The sequence below is a fragment of the Streptomyces fildesensis genome (genome assembly GCF_016107395.1).
Lineage (GTDB): Bacteria > Actinomycetota > Actinomycetes > Streptomycetales > Streptomycetaceae > Actinacidiphila > Actinacidiphila fildesensis.
Map to the genome: position 1 here is coordinate 1 of NZ_JAAIKO010000067.1, position 21,294 is coordinate 21,294.

The following is a 21,294-nucleotide window of genomic DNA, read 5'->3' on the forward strand; positions in this document are numbered from 1 at the left end:
CCACGTACACCAGCCCGAGCAGGAACATCGTGACCACCATGCGGGCGGTCAGCTGCCGGTCGGGCTCGAAACGGCTTCGCATCGTCATCACCCCGGGATCAGACCCTCGTCGGAGAGAAGTTCCCGCACCTGCCGCAGACTGGTGTCCTCGTCGGGCAGCACCAGGTCGGAGGGCGTGATCCTCTCGTCCGGCAGCGGCGTGCCGAGACTGCGCACCGCGTCCAGCAGGGCCGCCAGGGCGGCGGTGAACGCGGTCTCGTCGCCCGCGTCGGCGGCCGGCTGCAGGGCGGAGTCCAGCTCGTTGAGCCGGTCCAGGTGCTGGTCGGCGATCTCGTACTGGCCCTCGCCGAGAATCCGCATGATCATGATGTCACCTTCTGGTCCGGCGGGTCCTTCGTGGGCTCTGCACCCTCCACTGCCGGCGGGGTGGCAGAGGCCGGGAGCTGGGCCTTCATCCGGGCCAGCTCGATCTCCACGTCCTGGCCCGCGGTGACGGCCTCAATTTCTGCCTGGATATCGTCACGCCCGGCCGGAAGAGTCGCGTCCTCCAGCGCGCCGGAGGCGATCAGCTCGTCGAGCGCACCGGCGCGTGCCTGCAGCTGCTCGGTCCTGTCCTGGGCGCGCTGCATGGCCAGGCCGACATCGCCCATCTCCTCGCCGATGCCGGTGACGGCCTCGGCGATGTGGGTCTCGGCCTCGGCGGCGGTGTAGGTGGCCTTGATGGTCTCCTTGCGGGTGCGGAACGCGTCGACCTTCGCCTGCAGGCGCTGCGTGGCCAGGGTGAGCTTCTCCTCCTGGTCCTTTAGCGACGCCTGCTGGGTCTGCATGTCGGTGACCTGGGAGGCCACGGCCGTGCGGCGGGTGAGCGCCTCACGGGCCAGGTCCTCCCGCCCCGCGGCAAGTGCCTGCTCCGCCTGGCCCTGCAGCTTTCCCGTGGACTGTTGCAACTGGGTCACCTGCAGCTCGACGCGCTTGCGGCTGGTCGCCACATCGGCCACGCCGCGCCGCACTCTCTCCAGCATCTGGAGCTGCTGTTCGTAGGAGTAGTCCAGGACTTCGCGCGGGTCCTCGGCGTTGTCCAGCGCCTTGTTCGCCTTGATCCGGAACAGGGTGGCGATGCGGTGAGTGATGCTGGTCATGGCGACCGCCGTCCTCTCAGTCGGCTTGATGGTGTTCCGCGCGACCCGCGGCCGGTCGTGTCCCGCTCCGGGCTCGGGACGCTGCCTGCGATCCGGGGGCGTCGCGCAAGGTGTCGGCGGCGCAGAAGACCGAGGCAGCAGCGATGGTCACACCGCCCCACAGGCCCCAGGCTGCGGCGGGCAGATCGCCGGCAATGAGCGCCGGAGCAGGCAGCAGACCGGCCGCGAGGAGGACGGGGGCGCGGTGGATCGAGCGGGCCAGTCCCGATGCGTTGCGCCGGTGGCTCCAGGTGAGATGGACGGCGCAGGCGGCGGTGGTCAGGGCTCCCAGGGGGATCAGGGTCCAGGCGAGCACTTCCATGTCAGGTCACCTCCGTGCCGGGGGGACGGGGCTCGGCGCCTGCGGGGCACCGTCGCGCGGCCTGGCCGGCGCCCGGCGGAGCCGCCTGGGCCAGGTGCCCGCCGGCGTGGGTGTCCTTGAGCAGCGGGAACCGCTTGCCCAGCAGGTAGATGGTCAGCGGGGTGCCGTACATCTCGGTGAACAGCGCCACCAGGAACCACCATGCTCAGCACGCCGTTCGACATCGGCGCCAGCGCATCCATGATAGGTCTCCTGCCGTCGCCGTGTGGTTCAGCGGAAGGGCTTGTGGTCGTGTAGGTCGCGGTCCTTGGGTGCGTCGTTGTGACCACGCCCGCGCCTCTGTATGTCATCGCCGCTGTTCATGCCACGCATCATGAAGAACATCATCAGCGGGCAGGCGAGCACGATGAGAGGCAAGGCCAGGTTGCCCAGTGGTACGCCGAGCGCGAGTGCGCCAACCACGGCGATCGCGACCGCGATCGCGTAGAGGCCGTAATTCCTGGTGTTCTTCATGGCCAGTTCTCCTCTTGGGAGGGGCATCAGTGTTTGGTGACAGGGCCGGAGGAGCGCAGGGCGGCGAGGCGCCGCTGGTACTCGTCCTCGTCTATGTCACCGCGGGCGAACCGCTCGGCGAGCGGTTGCTCGGGCGAGGTGCCGGCGGGGATGGGGGCTGCTCAGGGGCGTGATTCAGGGCGCGGAAGAACAGGACGGCGGCGGTGATGATCAAGGCCCAGAACAGGATCATGCCGGCTGACACGGCGAACCAGCCCCAGCCGCTGACGTCGTGGTCGTGCCAGAACATCATCGCGATTCACTTTCCCGAGCTCAGGGGCTGCGGGCCGGGGCCCGCCGTCCGGTCGGCGTTCTCTGTTGTTTCCCACAGTCGCCCTCACCCGGTGTCGCGCACAGGGCCATCCGGCCCCCTGCACGAGGCCGGTCAGCTCTTACCTGGCAGGGGTACCGGGGCGAAGCTGGGGGCGTGGGATCCTGGAGAAGGGACGATCTGCCATGAATATCGTCGATATTGCAGTAGTGGCCCGGCCGTGGCGTTGATCGCTGGTATGGGGCGATTCTTCTTCGGTCCTCGCAAGGCCCGCACCGCGCGGCTGGAGGGCGGGGTGCAGCACGTCGAGGTGACGGTGCGCGGCGGCTACAGCCCCGATGTCATCCGAGTCCGGCAAGGGGTTCCGGTGGAGCTGGTCTTCGACCGGCAGGAGTCCGGGGAGTGCACCAACCGGGTGGTCTTCCCTGACCTGCGGGTGAGTGCTGGACTGCCGGCGTATGCGCGTACCACCGTGCGTGTCGATCCGGCTGGGGCCGGATCCTTCGGGTTCGCGTGCGGGATGAACATGATCCACGGCACGATGCTCGTCGAACCGGATGGCGGGGAAGGCTCCCGGGACGGCGCCGAGGACCACGCCCCCTCCGCTTCGGGAGCGCCGGTAGGTGATGCGGCAGCCAACGAGGCGGAAGCTGCGGAGGCCGCCGAGCGGCACGCGGAGATCACCGACCTGACGCGCCGGGTGGCCATTGGCGCGGTACTCACTGCGCCGGTGCTCTTCGCTGTGATGGCGCATGAACTCTTCGGTGCCGACTGGATGCCGGGCTGGCTGCTCAACCACTGGCTGCAGCTGGCGCTCATCACTCCCGTCATGTTCTACACCGGGTGGCCCATCCACTCCACCGGCTGGCTGACCCTCCGCCACCGCAGCGCGGACATGAACTCGCTTATCGCACTGGGCACTTCGGCCGCATACAGCTACAGCCTGCTCGTCACGCTCGCGCCCTCGCTGCTGCCCGAGGACGTGCGCGAGGTGTACTTCGAGGCGGTCGGGGTGATTCTTACTCTGATCCTGCTCGGGCGCCTGCTGGAAGCCCGCGCCAAGGCCGGCACCGGCGAGGCCATCCGGGCGCTGCTGGGCCTTCGGGCCCGCACCGCTCGGGTGATCCGCGACGGAACCGAGGCCGAAGTCCCCGTCGAGGACGTGCTCGTGGGCGACGAGATCGTGATCCGGCCCGGCGAGAAGATCCCGGTCGACGGCGACGTGATGTCCGGGTCATCGGCGGTCGACGAGTCCATGGTCACCGGCGAATCCATGCCGGTTACCAAGCGAGCGGGCGACACAGTCATCGGCTCGACCGTGAACACGACCGGGTCCTTGCGGGTACGCGCGAGCAAGGTCGGCGCGGACACGATGCTCGCCCAGATCATCCGTCTCGTGCAGCAGGCCCAGGCGTCCAAGGCGCCGATCCAGCGGCTCGCCGACGCCGTCTCCGCCTACTTCGTACCCGCCGTCATCGCCATTGCCCTCGCCGCCTTCGCGCTTTGGTACGTCGTCGGTCCCGCCCCCGCGCTCACCCTCGCGCTGGTCTCCGCAGTCGCCGTGCTGATCATCGCCTGCCCCTGCGCACTGGGGCTGGCCACCCCGCTGTCCATCATGGTCGGCACCGGCAAGGGCGCCCAGGCGGGCATCCTCATCCGCTCGGCCGAGGCCCTGGAGACCGCCCACAAACTCGACACCGTCGTCCTGGACAAGACCGGCACCGTGACCGCGGGCAAGCCCGTCCTCACCGATGTTCACGCGGCCGACGAGTTCGACGAGGCCGCGTTGCTCGCGCTGGTCGCGGCGGCCGAAGCCGACAGCGAACACCCCCTCGCGGCCGCAATCGTCACCGGTGGCCGGGGCCGAGGGCTGAGCCTGCTGCCATCGTCCGGTTTCGACTCCATCACCGGCAAGGGTGTGCAGGCCGGCGTGGACGGCCATGCCGTCCTGGTGGGCACCGCCCGCCTGCTCTCCGATGTGGGCATCGACACCAGCGCCCTCGCCCCGGTCGCGGCGGAACTGTCCGCCCAGGGCAAGACCCCTGTCCTTGCCGCCGTCGACGGCCGGGCGGCCGGGGTGCTGGCCGTAGCCGACACCGTCAAGGACGACTCCGCCCAGGCCATCGCCGCCCTGCACCTACTCGGCATCGACGTCGTCATGCTCACCGGGGACAGCGCCCGCACCGCCGCGGCCATCGCCGCCCAGGTCGGCGTGGACCGCGTCCTGGCCGAGGTACTGCCCGAGCACAAGGCGGACGAGATCCGCCGCCTGCAGGCCGAGGGCCGCACGGTGGGCATGGTCGGCGACGGCATCAACGACGCCCCAGCCTTGTCCGCTGCCGACGTCGGCCTCGCCATCGGCACCGGTACGGACGTGGCCATCGAGGCCGCCGACATCACCCTCATCTCCGGCTCCCTGACCGGCGTCGTCACCGCCATCCGCCTGTCCCGCGCCACCATGCGCAACATCCGGCAGAACCTCTTCTTCGCGCTCATCTACAACGCCGTCGGCCTCCCCCTCGCCGCCGGCGCGCTCTACCCGCTGTGGGGCATCCGCCTCAGCCCCATCGTCGCCGCGGCCGCGATGGCCCTGTCCTCTCTGTCCGTAGTCACCAACTCCAGCCGCCTGCGCCACTGGCACGCCACCCCACTGCCGACCGCCGCACCGGCCCCGGTCGAGCCCCAGGTCGAATCCGCCGCCGACCGGACCTAACCCATGCCCGCAGACGATCTCGAGCACGACGACCAGTGACTGCCGATAGACCAAATGCTTAGAAGGCACTCGCCCTACGCGCCGGGCCAAGGGCGCTGACCTGCGCGAACGCACTTCCCTGGCGTCACCCCCCACAACGTGGGGGACATATGGGGGAAAGGCAAACCCCTGAGGTTCAAGGGGACGCGGGTGGTCCTCGTAGGCCGTACGTGCAGTCTCCCACGCTGCCTCCACCAGGCTGAAGGCCCCAGTGGAAACAATTCTGCCCCTGCTCGGCGTTGTTGATCTCGGTGCCGAGGAGGGGAAGGTGTCGGGTCTGAAGCTGTTCCAGACGACGAAAAGCGGCGTGACCGAGGTCGCGCCGCGTCTTGCTGAGGTCGAGGCGGATGGGCAGGGCCTCATCGAGGCGCACATGGAGACGCTGCTGGGTGTCCGTTTCCTGGCGAGCGAGTACGGCACAGGGCCGGTGCACGGGGGCCGGATCGACTCGCTCGGACTGGACGAGAACGGGTCGCCGGTCATATTGGAATTTAAGCGCGGGGTCGACGCAGGGGTGATCCATCAGGGGCTCTTCTATATGGCGTGGCTGATGGACCACCGGGCGGAGTTCGAACACCTGGTCCGCGACCGGCTCGGGGTGACGGCCGCGTCCCAGGTGCTGTGGAGCGGACCGCGCCTGATCTGTATCGCCGGCGACTTCACGCGCTACGACGTGCACGCCGTACGCGAGCACCGGAGGTCGATCGACCTGGTCCGCTACCGACTCTTCGGCAGCGACCTGCTCGGCCTTGAGACCGTGGCGTCCGTGAGCGGCGGGCCACAGGCACCCCGGCGTGCGCGTCGGCAGGCGGACGCACGGGCGGCAGCCGACGTTCCGGGTGCGTCGATGGTCGAGCTGGCGAACGCGGTCGATGAGGCGTTGCACGGTCTCGGGGACGGCGTGAACCGTGTTGAGCGCAAGCAGTACCGGGCGTATCAGCGTCTACGGAACTTCGCCTGTGTGTGGCCGCCCCAGCGGAGCAAGCTCCTGGTCTACTTGAAGGTCGACCCGAAGTATGTCGACCTCGTTCCCGGGTTCACCCGGGACGTATCCGGGCTCGGCCACCACGGGACGGGCGACTTGGAGGTGCAGCTCCGCACGGCGAGGGACGTGGAGCGTGCGCAGGATCTGTTCCGGGCGAGCTACGCCGCGGCGTGATCGCTTGATGGCACGGTGGCCGTGAGCGCTCGCGTTTGGTCTGTGGTCGTCGGGTGGTGCCTTTCGTCGTTCGGGCAGGTCGTGGCGGTGGACTATCAATGATGCGCGGGATCGCCGGTTTGGCTAACCGGCGATCCCGCGCTATGTTGCGCCGCTCTGACGTGCCGGTGATCAGCGGGTGGGACTGGTTGCGTGGATGCCTGTGACCGTCGAGATGGCCAGCGGCGTGATGCCATGGCTCGTCCGGCGTTCGCGGCCATCGGCCTGTGCCTGGCGGGTGCCGGTTCCGTGCGCGAGGTTCTCGGTGAGGTCGGCCAGCAGTGCGCTGGGGGTGCGCGGGGACGCGGTGAGGGTCCAGGTGGGGCGGTCGGGGTTCGGGCCGGCCCAGATGGTCCAGGTGGCGAGGTTTCGGGTCGGGTGCTGGGCGGCGAACGCATCGAACTGGACTCCCGCGTGTGCGGTGGGGGACGTCCAGCGGATCCAGCGCCCGTCCACGGTGTGCTTCCACCCGGCCTCTGCGAGGGGCTGCGTGGCGGCGGTGACGGTCTTTTCGTTCACTGGGGTGCCGACGGCTGTGTCCCAGCCGTCTCCGCCGGCGAGGTGCTCCAGCAGCTCGTGCAGCACGGGGGGGTGGCACCGGTTGCGGTGAGAATCCACATGCGGTCCGAGACCGGTGTCTCGTATGCAGCGACGGTCCAGGCGGTCTCGTGGGCGGGGGCGTCGTGGATGCGCTCGATGCGCAGGGTCTGGTCTTCGTGGATCGCGTGGGTCGTGTCGTCGGACCAGGTCCGCCACTTCGCCCAGTCGTCATGAGCGGCGAAGAATGCGTCTAGGAGAGCATCGTGGTCGCCGGCATCGGCGGCGTACGCCGGGACGGTTTCCGGTTCTGGTGTGGGCCGAGGTTCGACGCCGGGTATGGCGAAGGATGTGCGGGCCTGGACGGCGTCGCGCTCGGTATCGGTCATGGGAGCAGGGCCGGGCCGCATCGTGCCGCCATGGACTTTCTCGAAGGCGACCAGGGCCTGAGCGGGTGAGTCGAAGGTGTCGGCGACCTGCCGCAGGTGGTTCTCACCGTGGAGATAGACGCTCTTGCCGCCGCCGCTGAGGTAGGTGCCGACCGCGACGGTGGTGTGGCCGTCCTCGGCGTGGGCGTGGATCAGCAGGTGCCCGTGGCGGATGTCGTCGTAGATCGTCTGGGCTTCGTTGGAGACCTCGCGGATCTCGGCACGGGTGCACCAGGGCATCGGATGGTCGGCCCATGTCCAGTCTTCGTCCATGGCTTTGCGGAGCTGGGGGGTGATCTCGACGGTGATCCCGTCAGCGGCCAGTTGCTGGGCGGCCTGCTCAGCCCAGTATGGCTCCTCATGGTCGATGCGGGCTAGAACCAGGGTGTTGGTGGCGGCGACGTGCCAGTTGGCGGCCTCCAGGCCCACGTGGGGGATGTGGGCCTGGGTGCCGGTCAGGTGGGCGGTTACGGCGCTGGAGTGGGTGGGGTGGGTGTCGAGGAGGACGTTTGCGTCCAGGGAGGGGGTCGACATGAAGGCGGCTCTCTTCTGCCGGTCGCCGGGTCGCAAGTGGCCCGCCGTGCCCGGCTCGGGGGCTTAGCGGGAACTGCGGACGGCGGGCGGTGCTGTGGTCCGCGGCGGCCCGGCCCGGGGCACATGCGGGGTCCTGCGGGGTTTGGTGGGGCTGGGCGGAACCGCCGGCGCGGGTGTGGTGGCGTGCTGCCATCGGGTGCGTACGGCGGACAGGTCAGCGAGAGCGCGGCGGCTGCCCACGACGAGTTGGTTCGGCGTGATGGCCGGATCGTTGGTGAACGCCTCGATGATCTGGCTGGTGTGCTGAGCGGTGGCCAGCAGGGAGCGCTGCAGGACGCGCTCGCCCCAGTGGTCGGGGGAGCCGAGCGGTCCGTTGAGGAGGTCGAGCAGTTCGCGTGGGTCGGCTCCGGCGGTCAGCAGGCGTCGGTGCTGTGCCTCCCACAGCAGCGTGACGGGGTCGACGGGGGTGTCGCGTCGGATCAGGGCGTTCAGGCACTGCCACAGCCCGGCGTGCAGTGGGTGGGTGAAGTCGCCGGGCGTCAGCCACCGCATCTGCTCGATGACGGTGGGGAACGCGGTCGCGGTCGCGAGCAGCAACTGTTCCTCGCCGAGGGCCTCCTGGTTGGGGGGCGGCGTCGGCTCAGGAACGCGGGTGCGGTGCAGGGAGCCGGCGTGTGGGGGGAAGCGGGCGGCGATGTCGTCCAGCAGAGCGGCGAGGGTGTCGGCCTCGTCGAGGGTGGTGATCACGGGCTGCGGCAGTGAGGTGTCCCGGGCGGTGTGTCCGAGGTGTTGGGCGGCGGCGGCCAGACGGCGCCGGGCGTGCTCGGCCTCGATCATCTGCGCGTACGCGGGCGCGTGCCGGGGCCGTGGGCAGACCTGGATGAGGTGGTGCAGGTAGGTGGCGGTCAGGCCGGATGCTTGCTCGCGGGCGGCGCTGAGCACGGCATCGAGCCAGTGCGTGCTCTGCGTGTGGTCGACCGGGTCGGCCGCCGGCAGGGAGCTGATCGCGCGGAACACGGCGGCGTGTGCGGCGGTGGAGAACGCGTCGCGGCCGATGCCGGTCACTTCACCGAGGCGTTGGGGTTCGAGCAGGAGAGCGCAGAGGAGGGCCTGCTCGGCATGGAAAACCGGCGGCGGACCAGCGGTGGCGTCGAGGTCGTCATGGCCGGGTTCGGGGGTGTGGTGCATCAGGCGGCCAGGGTGAAGTCGTCGGGGTTGAGGAGAACGCCCAGGTGCGGGGCGAGGAGGTGGGCGGCGAGCAGTGGGGGTACGGCGTTGCCGATCTGTGAGAACTGCTGGCCCTTATTGCCGGCCCAGGGGTGGTCGGCGGGGAAGGTCTGCAGGATGCCGGCCTCGCGGGCGGTGATCCGGATCGGTTCCGGAACCGGAGTCAACGCTGCGTCTTCCCTTTGGGAGGCGGGGGGTTCAGCGATCCAGGTGCATTCGTTGGCGCGGTGCCCAAAGAACAGCGTCCCGGCGGGTTCGGACAGCGGCCGGATGGTGGCGTTGGTCTGGTTGTTGCTCCGCAGGGACCAGGACCAGACGGGCGCCTCGGCGGGTCCGGGACGGCTCTCGCGCGTCCCGAGCCGAGTTGTCCGGGACGGCAGCATGAAGCCGTCCGGCCGCGACGTCCAGGTACCGCGCTCACGCGAATGGGACAGAGCCTTGCGGGACCCGGAGGGAAACGGTTCGGGGCCACCACCGGGCCCACCGCCGGCGCAGACGGTGGGCACGGGCCGATCGGTGGCGCCCCACCCCAGGGCCTGGGCCATGCTGACCCAGCGGACGCGGCCCGGACCGAACAGCGAGTCGGGCTCGCCGACTTGGGCATGGGTCGGGGCAGGGGGCTGGGCTGTGCGGACCCGGGAGGCGAGCAGGATCGCCCGCCGTCTCGTCTGGGGCACGCCGTAGTCGGCGGCGTTGAGGATGCCCGTCCACACGCTGAATCCCCACGCCCGCAGCACGGCCGCGTACTGCTTCCACAAGGGCAGGACGTCCGGTACCTCCTCCATGGCCACCCACTCGGGCTCGCCGACGGTGTTCAGGGCGTGGAGGTAGCGCATCGGCTCCGCCGCGAGCAGGGAGCGCTCGTCGCGGCAGAGGGCCACGAGGCGTGCGCGTGTGTCGCGTCCGGCGGCGAGGTGATCGACGGCCTCGTGCACGAGCGGCTGGTCCAGCAGGCCAAGTCGTTTGCCGGCTGTGCTCCATGCCTGGCACGGCGGAGACGCGATCAGCCCGCGGGTCCGGCCGACAAAGGGCCACGTCGGATACCGCGCCACGTCCGTCCGCACGGTCAACAGGCCGGCCGCCCGACGGGTCTTGCTGGCCCACTCGTCCCACTCCAGACCCACGTCCTGAACCCCGAACACGGTCAGGGCCCTACTCCAGCCGCCCGGCCCCGCGAAGAGGTCCAAGATCACGTGGCCAGCTCGAAGTCGTCCTGTTCCGGCTCCGTCGCGGATCCGCGGCAGGACCACGGGGAGCACCCGTCAGCGGCTCCCTGCTCCAGTTCGTCCGCGTCCGTATCGGTGTCGCCGGATGACTGCGGGAGAGCTGCCCGTTCGGCGGCGGTGACGTGGTCGATCGGGGCCTGGTCGAGCGGCACGCGGGAACGGTGGAGGAATGCTTGCCCCAGGAGCCGGTTGCCGGTCGCATTGGCGCGGGCGTTGCCTTTGCGGATCGCGGCGTCGAACGCGACGACATCCGCCCACTCCGCCGGCGAGGTGTCCCGGATGCTTCGCCACTGCGCGTTGCCGTGGAAGGGGCAAGTTATTGAGAATCGAGACAGGTTCGTGACCTTTCGTCTGGGGGAGGGAGCGCCCTCCCGGGGCGGTTGGGGGGTGCGTGAGCGGGCGTGGTAGACACGCGGCATGGCTGCGTTTATGGCGTTCTTCGATGGTTCGACCACCACCTGGCGGGTCAGCTCAGCCGCCGTGACTTCTGGGATCACCGAACTTTGGGCGGAGGTCGAAGCCGGTCCGACGCAACGCAGTGAGGTATGTGCCTTCAGCTGGAGCTTCTGCACGGGCGAGGGCCCGGGCGAGGTGCTTCTGCCGGAGGATGGGACGGGCCTGTACTTGGACGCGGCCCTGGCAGACTCGGGGCAGGTCGCCTGCCTGCTTCGTCGGCTGATGCCGGATTCCGTTGAGCTGGTGTTCTGCGATCAGGGATACAACTTCGATGTTCGAGTCCAGCCGGGCGTCACCGCGGCGGAGCTCATCGCAGACGTGGATGCCCAACCCTGAGTGGATACCGTCCGCAGGCGATCGCGGCCTGGTGAAGGCGGCCGGTCTTGCTCAGCTGTTCCTCTCTCGGGAGATGGTGCCGGTGAGCTGGGTGAGGGGGATGAAGGCGGACTCGATGCCCAGTTCTTTGGGTGTGGGCCCCGCAGGTGTGGGGATGTCGGCCAGTCTCTCGACCAGCGCGGTGACGGCGTCGCGGTCACCTTCGAGTGCTTCGCGCTCGTCGTCGGTGAGGTCGACCTGTTCGAGCATCCTGTTGATGCCGTCCTTGACCGCGAGGAGCTGGCCCTTGGTCGACTCCTTGGGGACGTAGAAGGGACAGCGGGCGCAGGCCATGCGGTGGGGGCACTTGGCGAAGAAGTCGTAGCTGCAGTAGCCGTCGCCGAGGTCGTAGTACTTCCAAGGCTGTTCGCCGCCGGCGGCGGCGCCGGTGAGGATGCTGTCGCGGTCGATGAGGACCTCGATGGTGCGGATGTTGCGGGCGAAGTAGTCGGCTTTCCGGTAGGCGGCGGTCAGGGTTCGTTGGAGGATCTTGGCGTAGTAGCGGGTGCTGGCGGGGTGCTTGTGGCCGAGCCATTGCTGCAGGTCGCCGAGGGTGAGGGGGTCTCGGGCGTTGAGGAGCTGAGTGGCGATGGTGCTGCGGGCGCGGTGGCTGGTGAGGGCGCCGCGGGAGTCTTCGGCAGGGATGCCGGCTTTCTGGCAGAGGCCCGGGATGATGTTGTCGTTGAGGTAGGCGTTACCCACCAGTTGGCCGCGGTGGCAGAAGAGGTGCTGGCGGGGGAGGCCGGTCTTGCGGTCAGCGAGGTCGGGCTGGGGCGAGCGGACGAGTTTCCAGGCGTCGATCAGTTCTCCGACGAGGGGGTCGACGGGCTTGGCGAAGGGCCGGCTAATTTTGTTCCGCGGGATGTGCAGCAGACAGATGCGGTAGGTCTCGCCGCTCCGTTCGTCGGTTCCTTCGTCCCAGGTGATGCAGTCCAGGTCGAGGCGGCGCAGCTCGTCCATGCGGCAGCCGGCGAACAGCCAGACGCCGACCATGGCCCGGACCATCTCGATGGGGTAGTAGGTGGCCTGCCAGCCTGCTGAGCGGGCCCGCGGGGTGCCGTAGGGCTTGAGGTCCTCGCTGTTGAGCGTCAACCCGGCGGCCATGAGCTTGGCCCAGGTCGCGTCGTCGATGATCCGCGGGTTGGGTCCCATGAGTGCCCGGAGCGACAGCGGCATGCTCAACACCTGCCGCGGGTCGAACCTCGGCTTGATCCACTCCCATTCGATGAGGTCGTTGAAGAAGCCTCTGATGCTGTCGATCCGGTTGGCCTTCCCAGCGGGGCTCAGCGGCTGGCCGAAGCGGGAGCGGTTGCGGCTGTGACCGGCCCACTGCCCGACGTTGGCAGTCATCGTGTCGGCGATGTACTCGGCCGCGATGTCACGCGTCCAGTGCTCGGGAGCGACCGCCTCAGGGTGCTTCTCGGCTGCCCATCGGCCGGCGACCAGGATGGCCGAGAGCATCGACCGCTTTGTCCCGGGTTCGTGAGTGACCAGCCGCATCCACCGCAGAGCCGCATCCCGCCACGGGGACGGGACCGTGGCCAGGGCCGCGGTTTCCGGCCCGGCCTTGTCCTGGTTGGTGCGTAGAGGCGAGGAGATGATGCCCTTGTCGGCCAGGACGCGGGAGATCTTGAACAAGCCGCGCCGGCGGCTCGTCGCGCCGGTGGAGCGGTAGTGCTCCATCAGCTCTTCCAGGAGGGGTTCGCGCAGGTCCTCCAGGTGAGGGCTGTTGTTGCTCAGGAGCACGTCGATGGTCGTGTTGCGGACCTGCCAGGGCAGCAGGTGAGTGGAGTTACGCCAGGCGGTCAGGGTCTCCGCGATGGCATCGACCGCGGGCTGGATGGCCTGCGGGCCGAAGACGAGGTCCGCAAGCCGGGCCAGACTGGTGATGCCGGCGGTGCCGTGCAAGCGGTGGTGCCCACCGAGCTGGTGGCCCAGAGCCGCGAAATGAAACCGGAAGGCCCCGGCCTCCGCTGAGGCCTCTGCCCAGGTTTCCTCGTCCCAGGTCCAGTACGGCCTCTGCTGCCGGTGGACCTCCTTCAACAAGCGAAACCGCGCCGAGCGTGCCTTGCCCGGATCCCAGGCGGAGGTGACCTCATCGATCGGGATGATCAGGCGTGCCAGCTCCGCCGCTGCCCGGGCGTGCATCGCATTCAACGGGGCGATGTGCTCCAGTGCGGTCACCTCCTTCGGTATGAGACCGGGCAGCAGGTGCATGGTCAGCCGGTGACCGGGGGTGTGGTTCACGGTGTCTCCAGAAGACGGGCGAGGAGTCGCTCGCGGTCGGCGTGGAGGGTGGTGTTGGCCCGGTGGAAACGTGCTGCGAGCTCACGTCCGGACAGGTGGATGTAGCGCATGGTCGTAGCCAGGTCGCGATGGCCGGCGTACTGGGCGATCTGATCGATGGTCCAGTCGGCCCGGGCCAGGTCCGTCAGCCGCAGGTGCCGGAACGTGTGCGTGGAAAGGCGGCTGACACCGGACGTGCTGCTGAGACGTTCGACGATCTTCGACCAGCTCGACGCTCCGAGCGGACCGCCCGGGTTCCGGTTCGACGTCGACCGCAACAGCGGCCCTCCGACCCTGCCGACCGAACTGCGTCGCTCGGACAGGTAGGCCATGAATAGCTGCCCCGTCGCCTCCCCGTAGGTGACTTCCCGCGACCGCTTGGACTTCGTCGTCTCCGCCCTCAGCCGGATGAGGCTGTAGGCGGGATCGAAGTCGTCGCCGGACAACTGGACGAGTTCCTCGCGCCGTAGAGCGCCGTCATAGGCGAGCGAGACCATCAGGCGGTTCCGCAGCGGCTCGGCACGAGCAGCCTCCAGGATCCGCTGCCAATCGGCCTCCGTCGGTATCCACGGCGCCTGCTCGATACGCCGCACCAGACCCCGCTTGGGCCGGCGCCCTCGTCTGGCCGCCTGCCCGCGCCGAACCGGGTTCCGCTCCCGCAGTCCGTCCTCCACCAGGAACTCGTAGAAGGAACGGACTGCCACGAGCCGCTGCTGCACCGTCGCGTTCGCCAGCCCCGGCCCCGCCCGACTGGCGCCCTTCCCCCGCGGCCGGCCAGGCGGGCGCTCCAACATCTCCCCGACCCACGCCGCCACCGTGTCCGCCTTCGCGTACAGCGGCTCCGTACCCTCCGCGGCGCAGAACCGCAGATGGTCCTCCACCGCGCGGCCGTACGCGTCGATCGTGTTCGGCGCCCGCCCGATGTTGGCCATGAACTGCAGCCACCTGCGGGCTTCTTGGTCCGCTGCCAGGGTAGGGAACTTGTCCCACGGGACATCGACCATGGCTCCAAGCTAGCCCCGGTCGATTCCACATAATACCGATGCCGACACTCTCGCCTCCCAGACGTGCTGCGTCACGTGGTCAGGATCTGCTCCGTTTCGATGGTGGGGTCGATGACTATCTTGGCGTGCGCTTCGGGGTCAGCGAGGGCCGTGAAAGCGTGGTTGACGCCGGCGAGCCCCACCCTTCCGGTGACCAGGTGCGAGGCATCGAGGGTTCCGTCGGCGAGTGCGTGGAGGGTGTCGCGGAACTCCAGCGGGGTGTAACCGACGACGAACCGCAGATCGAGCTCCTTGTTGACGGCCAGTGAGGGCCGGATCGTGTCGGACCCCATGCAGACGCCCACGACGACAACGCGCGAATGCAGCGGTGCCGCCGCCATGACACCGTCGAGCATTCCGGGAACGCCGACGCACTCGAAGACCACCGGGCGCTTCCGTCGGGTCACGCCCACCTTGTCCAGGGCCCGCCAGGTGACCCACCAGGGCACCGGAAGCCGCTGCATGCTTTCGATGGCGTCGATGCCGGCGCCGTACTCCTCGGGCATCGTAGTCATGAAGCCGTGGCCGTCGCCCATCGCCTTCCAGGGCGTTTCGACGCTGGGATCGACCACGATGTCCGCTCCGCAGCTCTTCGCGAGCGCCCGTCGGCCTGCGGAGTAGTCGCTTGCGATCACGGTGGCCACCCCGCGGGACTTGAGCACGGAGATGACCGCGAGCCCCACCGGGCCGCAGCCGAGGACGATCGCGGTGTCTTTGCGTGTCACGTCGCCGCGGTTGACGGCGTGCCAGGCCACCGCCATGGGCTCGGTGAGCGCGGCGATATCGGGGCGCAGGCCGTTGGGGACGGGCAGGGTGAGCGACTCCTGGACGACGACCTGCTCGCCGTACCCGCCCGGGGCGTCGGCGGACAGGCCGATGCCGTCGACCTGGTGCCCGTACCGGACCAGGGGGACAGCGACCACCGGTGTGCCGGGCTTGATCCGGCCTGAGGTCCAGGGGCCGTATTCGACGACCTCGCCGTAGATCTCGTGCCCCATGACCACGCGCTGCTCCGAGCGCATGTAGCGCGGGTAGCCGCACACATCGAGCGTGTCGGCGAGCTCGTCACCGTGTAGACGGGCATGCAGGTCCGAGCCGCAGATCCCGCATCGCCGCACATCGAGCAGCAGTTGGCCGGCCCTGGGGCGCGGGGCGGGCAGGTCGACCAGTTCCAGCCGGCCCTGGATGATGACCGTGGCCTTCATGACGCGTCCTCGGTCATGACGGGGTGCCGTCGTCCGGATCGGGGCGGGGGCGGGGCGAGATGATACGCGTCCGGCTTCCACCGGGTGGCCTGGCGGCGGAACGCGAAGGTCCAGTCGGGGTAGAGGGTGGCGTTGCGGCCGTTCGCGTCGCGGTAGAACGTCTGGCAGCCGCCCGTCTCCCACACCGTCGTGGCCAGCTTGCGGTCGAGTTCGGCGTTGTACACGTCGTGGACCCGCTGGTCCACTTCGATGCTGGCCGCGCCGGAGAGGTCGAGGGCGCGGATGGCGTTCTTCACGTGTTCGGCCTGCGCCTCGATCATGTAGACCATCGAGCTGTGTCCCAGGCCGGAGTTGGGGCCGAGGAACATGAAGAAGTTCGGGAAGCGCGGAACCGACACGCCGAGGTACGCGCGCGGCGAGCCCGCCCAGACGGTGCTCATCGACTCGCCGCCGCGTCCGCGCACCTTGTCGGCGAAGGGGATGTCGGTGACGTGGAAGCCGGTGCCGAAGACGATGGTGTCGACCTCGCGTTCCATGCCGGCGGAGTCGATCACGCTGCGCTCGCGGATCTCGCGCAGCGCCCGGGGAACGAGTTGCACGTTCGGCCTCTGCAGGGCGGGATACCAGGTGTTGGAGGGGACGATCCGCTTGCATCCCAGGGTGAAGTCCGGTGTGAGGGCACGGCGCAGCGCCGGATCCCGCACCTGTCGTTCCAGGTGCTTGGCGGCGACGTTCTGGAGCACCTTCATCAGTCGCGGACGTTTGACGAAGCCGAGTACCAGCAGTTCCTTGGCGGCGTACACCTTGGCGCGTTCGATCTTCTGGCGCAGCGGGCGGGCCCGGAACTTCGCGCGCTCGGCGTCGGTGATGGACCGCTTGTCGTGGGGGGTGATCCAGGGGGCGCTGCGCTGGAAGACGAAGAGCCGGCCGGTCCGGTCGGCGATCTCGGGGACGTACTGGATCGCGGAGGCGCCCGTGCCGATCGAGGCGACCCGCTCGCCGGTCAGGTCATGGTCGTGGTCCCAGCGCGCCGAGTGCATGATCGTGCCCTGGAAGCGGTCGATGCCGGGGACGTCGGGGAGCTTGGGCTCGGTGAGTGGGCCCACGGCGCTGACCAGGACCTGCGCCGTCCACGGTCCGGTGTTCGTCGTGACGTGCCAGAGCCGGTCGTCCTCGTCCCAGCGTGCTTCTTCGACCTCGATCCCGGTGCGCAGGTGCGGGCGCAGTCCGAAGCGGTCCAGGCAGTGCCGCAGGTACTCCTGGATCTCGGGCTGCGGTGAGTAGGTGGAGGTCCAGTCGGGATTGGGGGCGAAGGAGAAGGAGTACAGGTGGGAGGGGACGTCGCAGCGGCATCCGGGATAGGTGTTGGAGTGCCACACTCCGCCGACGTCGGATCCGCGTTCGAGGATGCGGAAGTCGGTGAACTTCGACTTCCGCAGTGCGCGTCCGAGCGCGATGCCGGAGAAGCCGCTGCCGACGATGAGTACTTGAGCGTGCTGAACCACGGAGTGTCATCCTTCTGTGTGCGTCGTGCCGATCGCTGTGCGCGCCATGCCCCGGCTTCGCGGGAGCGCGGCGGTGGGGGACTGCCGGGGGAGAAGTACACCCGCGGTCCCCGCACGCGCCGTCGGATCGTCCGGGCTGCCTCGGCGTCAGGCCGACTGCGTGAGCCGGCTCAGTTCCAGGTCCACGGCCCGCTGGTGTGCTTCGGCGTCCTCGCGCGCCCGGCGCGGGCTCCACCGGCCCTTCATGGCGAAGACGAACGGCAGGAACAGGATCTGTCCGCCCATGCAGACCAGCCACCAGTCACGCCACTGTGCGGGACCCTCCGCGGACGCCTTCTGGACCTTGGCTCCGTACTCCTGGAGGATCTTGAGCTGGGGCTGCGCCTTCTGGACGAGGGCCAGGTCGGCCGGTCCCACCTCCTTCACCGCTCTGGTCTGCAGCTCCAGCGGGGCCTGACCCGGCGGATGCGCCGCGAGTTCGGCGAACAGACTCGGGTGGGCGTTCACCACGGCGAGGGCGGGACCGGCCTGCGCCTGCGCGGCCTGGACCTCGTGACCGTGCTCGACGATCGGCGTCACCGAGGTCACCGCTATCGGCAGGACCGCGGCGGACACGGCGACCACCACCCGCAGGATCCACCCCCACACCGCCAGCCCCGTCGCGGTGGCCGCCGGGTCGTGCCGCTCGACGGTCTCGGTGAAGGCCGCCATCCACGGCCCGTACGTCAACCCGCTGAACAGACCCATGGCCACGAAAAGCCAGGCGAACGTGTAGTACCCGGTGTCCTGGCTGGTGGCCAGTGAGGCGAACACCGCGGTACAGGCCACGGATCCGACACCGCCCACGATCATGAGGGGCTTGCGCACCCGCAGCCGGTCGGAGACGACTCCCGCCGCGATCAGCGCGACGGCGCTCGGCGCCCAGTACCAGTTGGCGAGGGCGTTGGCCCGCTGTTCGCTGTAGCCGTAGAGGGCCGAGTAGTAGATCACGAGGTTGCCGACCGCCGCGTAGTAGAACAGCAGGTAGACGCTGATGGCGAAAGCCGGCCCGACGATGCCGGGGCGCAGCATCTGCCGCCAGTGACCGGAGCCCGGTGACCGGGGCTCGGCGCCCTGCGCGCGGGCCTCGACCAGAGCGCGGTCGTGCAAGCTCACCATGACCTGGTCCCGCAGCCCGGGAGAGAGTTCCCGCAGTCCGAACAGGGCGACGACGAAGACGACGAGGGCCGCCACTCCCGCGTAGCGCAGTTCGTCCTGCCAGGTGGAGGTGTCGAGCGTCGCGCTGGTCACCGTGGTGACGACGAGGCTGCCCAGGACCGGGCCCATAGTCCATGACCCCATGGCGGTGGCGCGGCCGAGCTGCGGTGAGAAGTCACGGATGAGAGCGGGCGTCGCGACGAGGACGATGCCCTCGATGAAGTACAGGGCCCCGAACAGCACCAGGTACATCGTCTTGTTCGGTGCGCTCGGCAGGAGCAGGACGAGGACGGCTGCGAGCAGCACGCCGTAGACCACCATGTTGGCCCGGCCCCACCGGTCCGCCAGGCCTGCCACCAGGGAGGCGACAGCGCCGATCCCATTGCCCAGCACCGACAGCATGATGAAGTAGCCGAACGTCATGTCGTAGTGCGCCATGATCGACGTGGCGACGGCGTACTGGATGTACAGCAGGTAGTACAGCACCACCGTGGTGATGACGACGATCCCGAGGTACGTGTAGCGACGTGCCGGTCGCGGATAGGCGGGCAGGTCGCGATTCCACAGTCGGGAGACCACCCCCGGTGGGGTCTCGTCCATGACGAGGGATGGGACGGACACGCGGCGGCTCCTACGGTGAGAGATGTGCCGGGCTGGAGAGCGGTTCGGGAGATCGCGGGGGTGAGATCACAGGTGTGAGATCGCAGGTGTCCGGACGGCCGGAACGCTCCCGCGCGGCTCTCCCCGGGCAGATCCGTGCGGCGCCGCGGTGCGCCGTGGATCGCCGGGAGGGCGGTGTGGCAAGCAGTATGTGAGCGGGTCCGGTGGGCGCGCAAGGTTCTGGAACGCACGAGTTCCAGATTTATTCGGCCGTTCGCCGCACCAGTGACTATGGTCGGAGCGCGGGCCGTCCGCTGGAGCGGGAGGATGCGGGTTGGGGAAGGGGAAACGGGTTGAGCGAGCGAGCGGCGGGCGAACGGGTGCGGGGCGAGACCTACGGGGGGCAGTCCCGGGAGGCACGCGCTGCCGACCGGGGTGAACGCCTCATCGGGGCGGGCCTGGAACTCTTCGCCGCGCGCGCGTTCGACGACGTCACCGTGGCCGACGTCTGCACGCGCGCGAAGGTGTCGAAGCGCTACTTCTACGAACATTTCACCGACCGTGAGGCCCTGCTGCTCGCGGTGCACCGGCGGCAGAACGACTGGCTGCTCGCCGGTCTGGCCGCGGCGGCGCCGGAGGAACCCGCCGACCTCGCGGCACTGCTGCGGCCGATGATGACGACGCTGGTGCACCTGCTCGCCGATCACCCGGACTCTGCACGGGTCATCTACATCAACGCCCCGCGCATGGAACTGCGGCGCCGTGGCCTGCTGCGCAAGGATGCCGACCTGTTCGGCCAGCTCATTCGCCGAACCCTGCCTGAACCGCACGACGTCCTGCGCCACGACCGAGTACTGCTGGGGTTGGTGGCCGGTGTAACCGAGGTTCTGATCGACTGGCTGCAGCGGGGGATGGCGGATGACCCCGACGTGCTGGCCGACCACCTCACCGGCTTCGCCCTCGCGCTCTTGGTCAGCCCCGACGAGTGACGACCGCCCTGACCCGGGGAACCGAGAGGAAACTGCGCAGGGGAGGGGGCCAGTGACATGAGCGTGCGGCAAACACGCCGCAACACGCCCTTTTCGGAAGGGCGTGGCCGCGGACTGCACTTCCCATCTACCCAGGAGATCATTCCCGGCTTCAGAGCGGCTACGAAATCCAGTTCAGCTCAGCCCATCAGTGGACGGCGAACGACCGCACGGTTCTGATGGGCCGCTTCGCCCGATACCTCAAGACCCTGCTGCTCCATCTGACCGACCAAATCTGAAGGAGGTGGCCGGTGGTCTCCTCCGTGAGGGAGCCGCGCGGTGTCGCCATGCCGAAGCCGCCTCCCGCTGCTATGCCGCAGCTGCCCGGAGGGCGCCGGCGGGTACGGCGGCTCCTACCAGGTCAACCTGGATGACGAAGAAGCCGTCGGGCTGGGCGGCGTGGAACTGATCCGTGCCTCGCTGAGGAAGGCAGCTCGGCTCGAAGGTCATCACGCTCGGGCCGGCTATTCGGTAGGTGCTCCGGAGGCTGATGAGCGACAAGCACTCGGTCAACGTCAGCGGCGCCCGCTGTCAAGTCGCGTGGCAGGTAGATGCAACGGCGTGAGGGCATCAGGGCTTTTCGTGCATAAGGTGATCAGCCGCCGTTGTCAGGCTCGCTGGACGCCGTGGTAGCCGCGGCACGCGATATAAGGTCTTCAGTCGGCCGTCATCGGCTTCAGTCCTCGAAGTACGTTTCATCATCGGACGCCGGCGGCGGGACGAGGATGCTCTGCACGGCGGGCCCCGCGAGGGCGATCAGCGCTTCGCGGTCCGCTCCGGTGAGCGTCGGGACGCCGACGACGCCTCGTCCTACGATGAGCCCGACGAGCATCGACGAGGCGATTCCCACTCTGAGCGTCGCGTCGTCGACCGCGCGCGACGTGAGAGCGTCGACGAGCAGACGTTCCTCCAGGAACTCCCGCAGCAGTCCGTTGGCCTGGTCATTCACGATGGCGCCGCGGAGCATCGCCATGAGCGGTTCCGAACTGCGCGCGTCTCCCTCCCACACATCAAGGAAGGCGCGGACCACGCGCTCGCCCAGGTGATCGTCGGTCCCTTCGAATGCGGCGCTGAAGCGCGTCAGAGCGTCCTGGGGGATGGACAGCACAGCGGCGAACAGCTCGTCTTTCGACCGGAAGAACTGCATCACCAGCGACGCGTCCACCCCGGCGTCGACCGCGACCCTTCGGATGGTCGTCGCGGTGAAGCCGTCGGCCGCGAACCGGGCCCTGGCCGCGTCGAGGATCGCCTGACGGGTCGTGCTCGTCCCAGGCCGGCGTCCGCGGCGCCCGGCCGCGGCGGTATTCGTGTGCGCAGTCATGCCCCAAAACTACCGCCCGAATGAATCTCAACAGGTGTTGAGATATGACGTCG

Annotated in this window: 21 protein-coding genes and 1 pseudogene; 4 read left to right on the forward strand and 18 right to left on the reverse strand. The window is 69.1% G+C overall.

From position 1 onward, the window contains the following. Window positions 1–87: 87 nt before the first annotated feature. From pspAA to C6N31_RS39875, 7 genes are all read right to left on the reverse strand, one after another. Window positions 88–366 (reverse strand): PspA-associated protein PspAA, encoded by a 279-nt coding sequence (pspAA, locus tag C6N31_RS39850; RefSeq protein ID WP_138353628.1) that lies wholly within the window; start codon window positions 364–366, stop codon window positions 88–90. Beyond that, window positions 363–1,139, reverse strand: a complete 777-nt coding sequence (locus tag C6N31_RS39855) for a PspA/IM30 family protein (RefSeq protein WP_138353629.1) — start codon at window positions 1,137–1,139, stop codon at window positions 363–365. The genes pspAA and C6N31_RS39855 overlap by 4 nt, the downstream gene beginning before the upstream one ends. Before the next feature lie 16 nt (window positions 1,140–1,155). Then, the gene (locus C6N31_RS39860) at window positions 1,156–1,500 is read right to left on the reverse strand and encodes a hypothetical protein (RefSeq protein WP_138353630.1); all 345 of its coding nucleotides are present in this window, start codon (window positions 1,498–1,500) and stop codon (window positions 1,156–1,158) included. Between the two features lies 1 nt (window position 1,501). Beyond that, entirely contained in the window at window positions 1,502–1,690 is a 189-nt protein-coding gene (locus C6N31_RS44685; protein WP_232486228.1) for a hypothetical protein, read from the reverse strand. Window positions 1,691–1,770: 80 nt separating this feature from the next. After that, on the reverse strand, window positions 1,771–2,013 hold the full coding sequence (locus tag C6N31_RS39870; RefSeq protein WP_138353631.1) for a DUF2933 domain-containing protein: 243 nt from the start codon (window positions 2,011–2,013) through the stop codon (window positions 1,771–1,773). Between the two features lie 26 nt (window positions 2,014–2,039). Further along, window positions 2,040–2,108 carry a hypothetical protein gene (locus C6N31_RS45775; protein WP_307811594.1) on the reverse strand — a complete coding sequence of 23 codons (69 nt, stop codon included), beginning with the start codon at window positions 2,106–2,108 and terminating at the stop codon, window positions 2,040–2,042. After that, entirely contained in the window at window positions 2,105–2,305 is a 201-nt protein-coding gene (locus C6N31_RS39875; RefSeq protein ID WP_306665069.1) for a hypothetical protein, read from the reverse strand. The genes C6N31_RS45775 and C6N31_RS39875 overlap by 4 nt, the downstream gene beginning before the upstream one ends. 256 nt (window positions 2,306–2,561) lie before the next feature. On the opposite strand from C6N31_RS39875, the gene C6N31_RS39880 reads away from it, so the two are divergent. Beyond that, window positions 2,562–5,036, forward strand: a complete 2,475-nt coding sequence (locus C6N31_RS39880) for a heavy metal translocating P-type ATPase (protein ID WP_232486229.1) — start codon at window positions 2,562–2,564, stop codon at window positions 5,034–5,036. A gap of 307 nt (window positions 5,037–5,343) precedes the next feature. Next, window positions 5,344–6,234, forward strand: a complete 891-nt coding sequence (locus C6N31_RS39885) for a DUF5655 domain-containing protein (RefSeq protein WP_138353698.1) — start codon at window positions 5,344–5,346, stop codon at window positions 6,232–6,234. A 171-nt stretch (window positions 6,235–6,405) separates the two neighbouring features. Here the strand turns inward: C6N31_RS39885 and C6N31_RS45780 are convergent, their stop codons facing one another. From C6N31_RS45780 to C6N31_RS39905, 5 genes and pseudogenes are all read right to left on the reverse strand, one after another. Continuing rightward, window positions 6,406–6,792 carry an SPDY domain-containing protein gene (locus C6N31_RS45780; RefSeq protein ID WP_307811592.1) on the reverse strand — a complete coding sequence of 129 codons (387 nt, stop codon included), beginning with the start codon at window positions 6,790–6,792 and terminating at the stop codon, window positions 6,406–6,408. Further along, a complete protein-coding gene (locus tag C6N31_RS39890) occupies window positions 6,789–7,772 on the reverse strand; it encodes a DUF317 domain-containing protein (protein WP_306665070.1) in 984 nt (327 codons plus the stop codon). The genes C6N31_RS45780 and C6N31_RS39890 overlap by 4 nt, the downstream gene beginning before the upstream one ends. A 63-nt stretch (window positions 7,773–7,835) precedes the next feature. Then, the gene (locus tag C6N31_RS39895) at window positions 7,836–8,960 is read right to left on the reverse strand and encodes a DnaB-like helicase N-terminal domain-containing protein (RefSeq protein WP_138353632.1); all 1,125 of its coding nucleotides are present in this window, start codon (window positions 8,958–8,960) and stop codon (window positions 7,836–7,838) included. Next, window positions 8,960–10,192 (reverse strand): DNA cytosine methyltransferase, encoded by a 1,233-nt coding sequence (locus C6N31_RS39900; protein ID WP_138353633.1) that lies wholly within the window; start codon window positions 10,190–10,192, stop codon window positions 8,960–8,962. Before C6N31_RS39900 ends, C6N31_RS39895 begins: the two co-directional genes overlap by 1 nt. Next, window positions 10,189–10,539, reverse strand: a pseudogene (locus C6N31_RS39905) (hypothetical protein); the annotation flags it as partial. The gene C6N31_RS39900 and the pseudogene C6N31_RS39905, both read right to left, overlap by 4 nt. Before the next feature lie 103 nt (window positions 10,540–10,642). On the opposite strand from C6N31_RS39905, the gene C6N31_RS39910 reads away from it, so the two are divergent. Then, window positions 10,643–11,017, forward strand: a complete 375-nt coding sequence (locus C6N31_RS39910) for a hypothetical protein (protein ID WP_138353634.1) — start codon at window positions 10,643–10,645, stop codon at window positions 11,015–11,017. A 51-nt stretch (window positions 11,018–11,068) separates the two neighbouring features. Here C6N31_RS39910 and C6N31_RS39915 read toward each other — a convergent pair whose 3' ends face one another. From C6N31_RS39915 to C6N31_RS39935, 5 genes are all read right to left on the reverse strand, one after another. Then, the gene (locus C6N31_RS39915; RefSeq protein WP_244809523.1) at window positions 11,069–13,303 is read right to left on the reverse strand and encodes a tyrosine-type recombinase/integrase; all 2,235 of its coding nucleotides are present in this window, start codon (window positions 13,301–13,303) and stop codon (window positions 11,069–11,071) included. Further along, entirely contained in the window at window positions 13,300–14,346 is a 1,047-nt protein-coding gene (locus tag C6N31_RS45380) for a tyrosine-type recombinase/integrase (RefSeq protein ID WP_138353635.1), read from the reverse strand. Before C6N31_RS45380 ends, C6N31_RS39915 begins: the two co-directional genes overlap by 4 nt. A 71-nt stretch (window positions 14,347–14,417) precedes the next feature. Further along, the gene (locus C6N31_RS39925) at window positions 14,418–15,590 is read right to left on the reverse strand and encodes a zinc-binding dehydrogenase (protein ID WP_138353636.1); all 1,173 of its coding nucleotides are present in this window, start codon (window positions 15,588–15,590) and stop codon (window positions 14,418–14,420) included. Next, on the reverse strand, window positions 15,587–17,095 hold the full coding sequence (locus C6N31_RS39930) for a flavin-containing monooxygenase (protein WP_138353637.1): 1,509 nt from the start codon (window positions 17,093–17,095) through the stop codon (window positions 15,587–15,589). The genes C6N31_RS39925 and C6N31_RS39930 overlap by 4 nt, the downstream gene beginning before the upstream one ends. Before the next feature lie 147 nt (window positions 17,096–17,242). Beyond that, window positions 17,243–18,913, reverse strand: coding sequence for an MFS transporter (locus C6N31_RS39935; RefSeq protein ID WP_244809525.1), 1,671 nt, complete (start codon window positions 18,911–18,913; stop codon window positions 17,243–17,245). Between the two features lie 203 nt (window positions 18,914–19,116). On the opposite strand from C6N31_RS39935, the gene C6N31_RS39940 reads away from it, so the two are divergent. Beyond that, entirely contained in the window at window positions 19,117–19,881 is a 765-nt protein-coding gene (locus C6N31_RS39940; RefSeq protein ID WP_198359439.1) for a TetR/AcrR family transcriptional regulator, read from the forward strand. A 715-nt stretch (window positions 19,882–20,596) separates the two neighbouring features. Here C6N31_RS39940 and C6N31_RS39945 read toward each other — a convergent pair. Continuing rightward, entirely contained in the window at window positions 20,597–21,241 is a 645-nt protein-coding gene (locus C6N31_RS39945) for a TetR/AcrR family transcriptional regulator (RefSeq protein ID WP_138353639.1), read from the reverse strand. Window positions 21,242–21,294 lie beyond the last annotated feature (53 nt).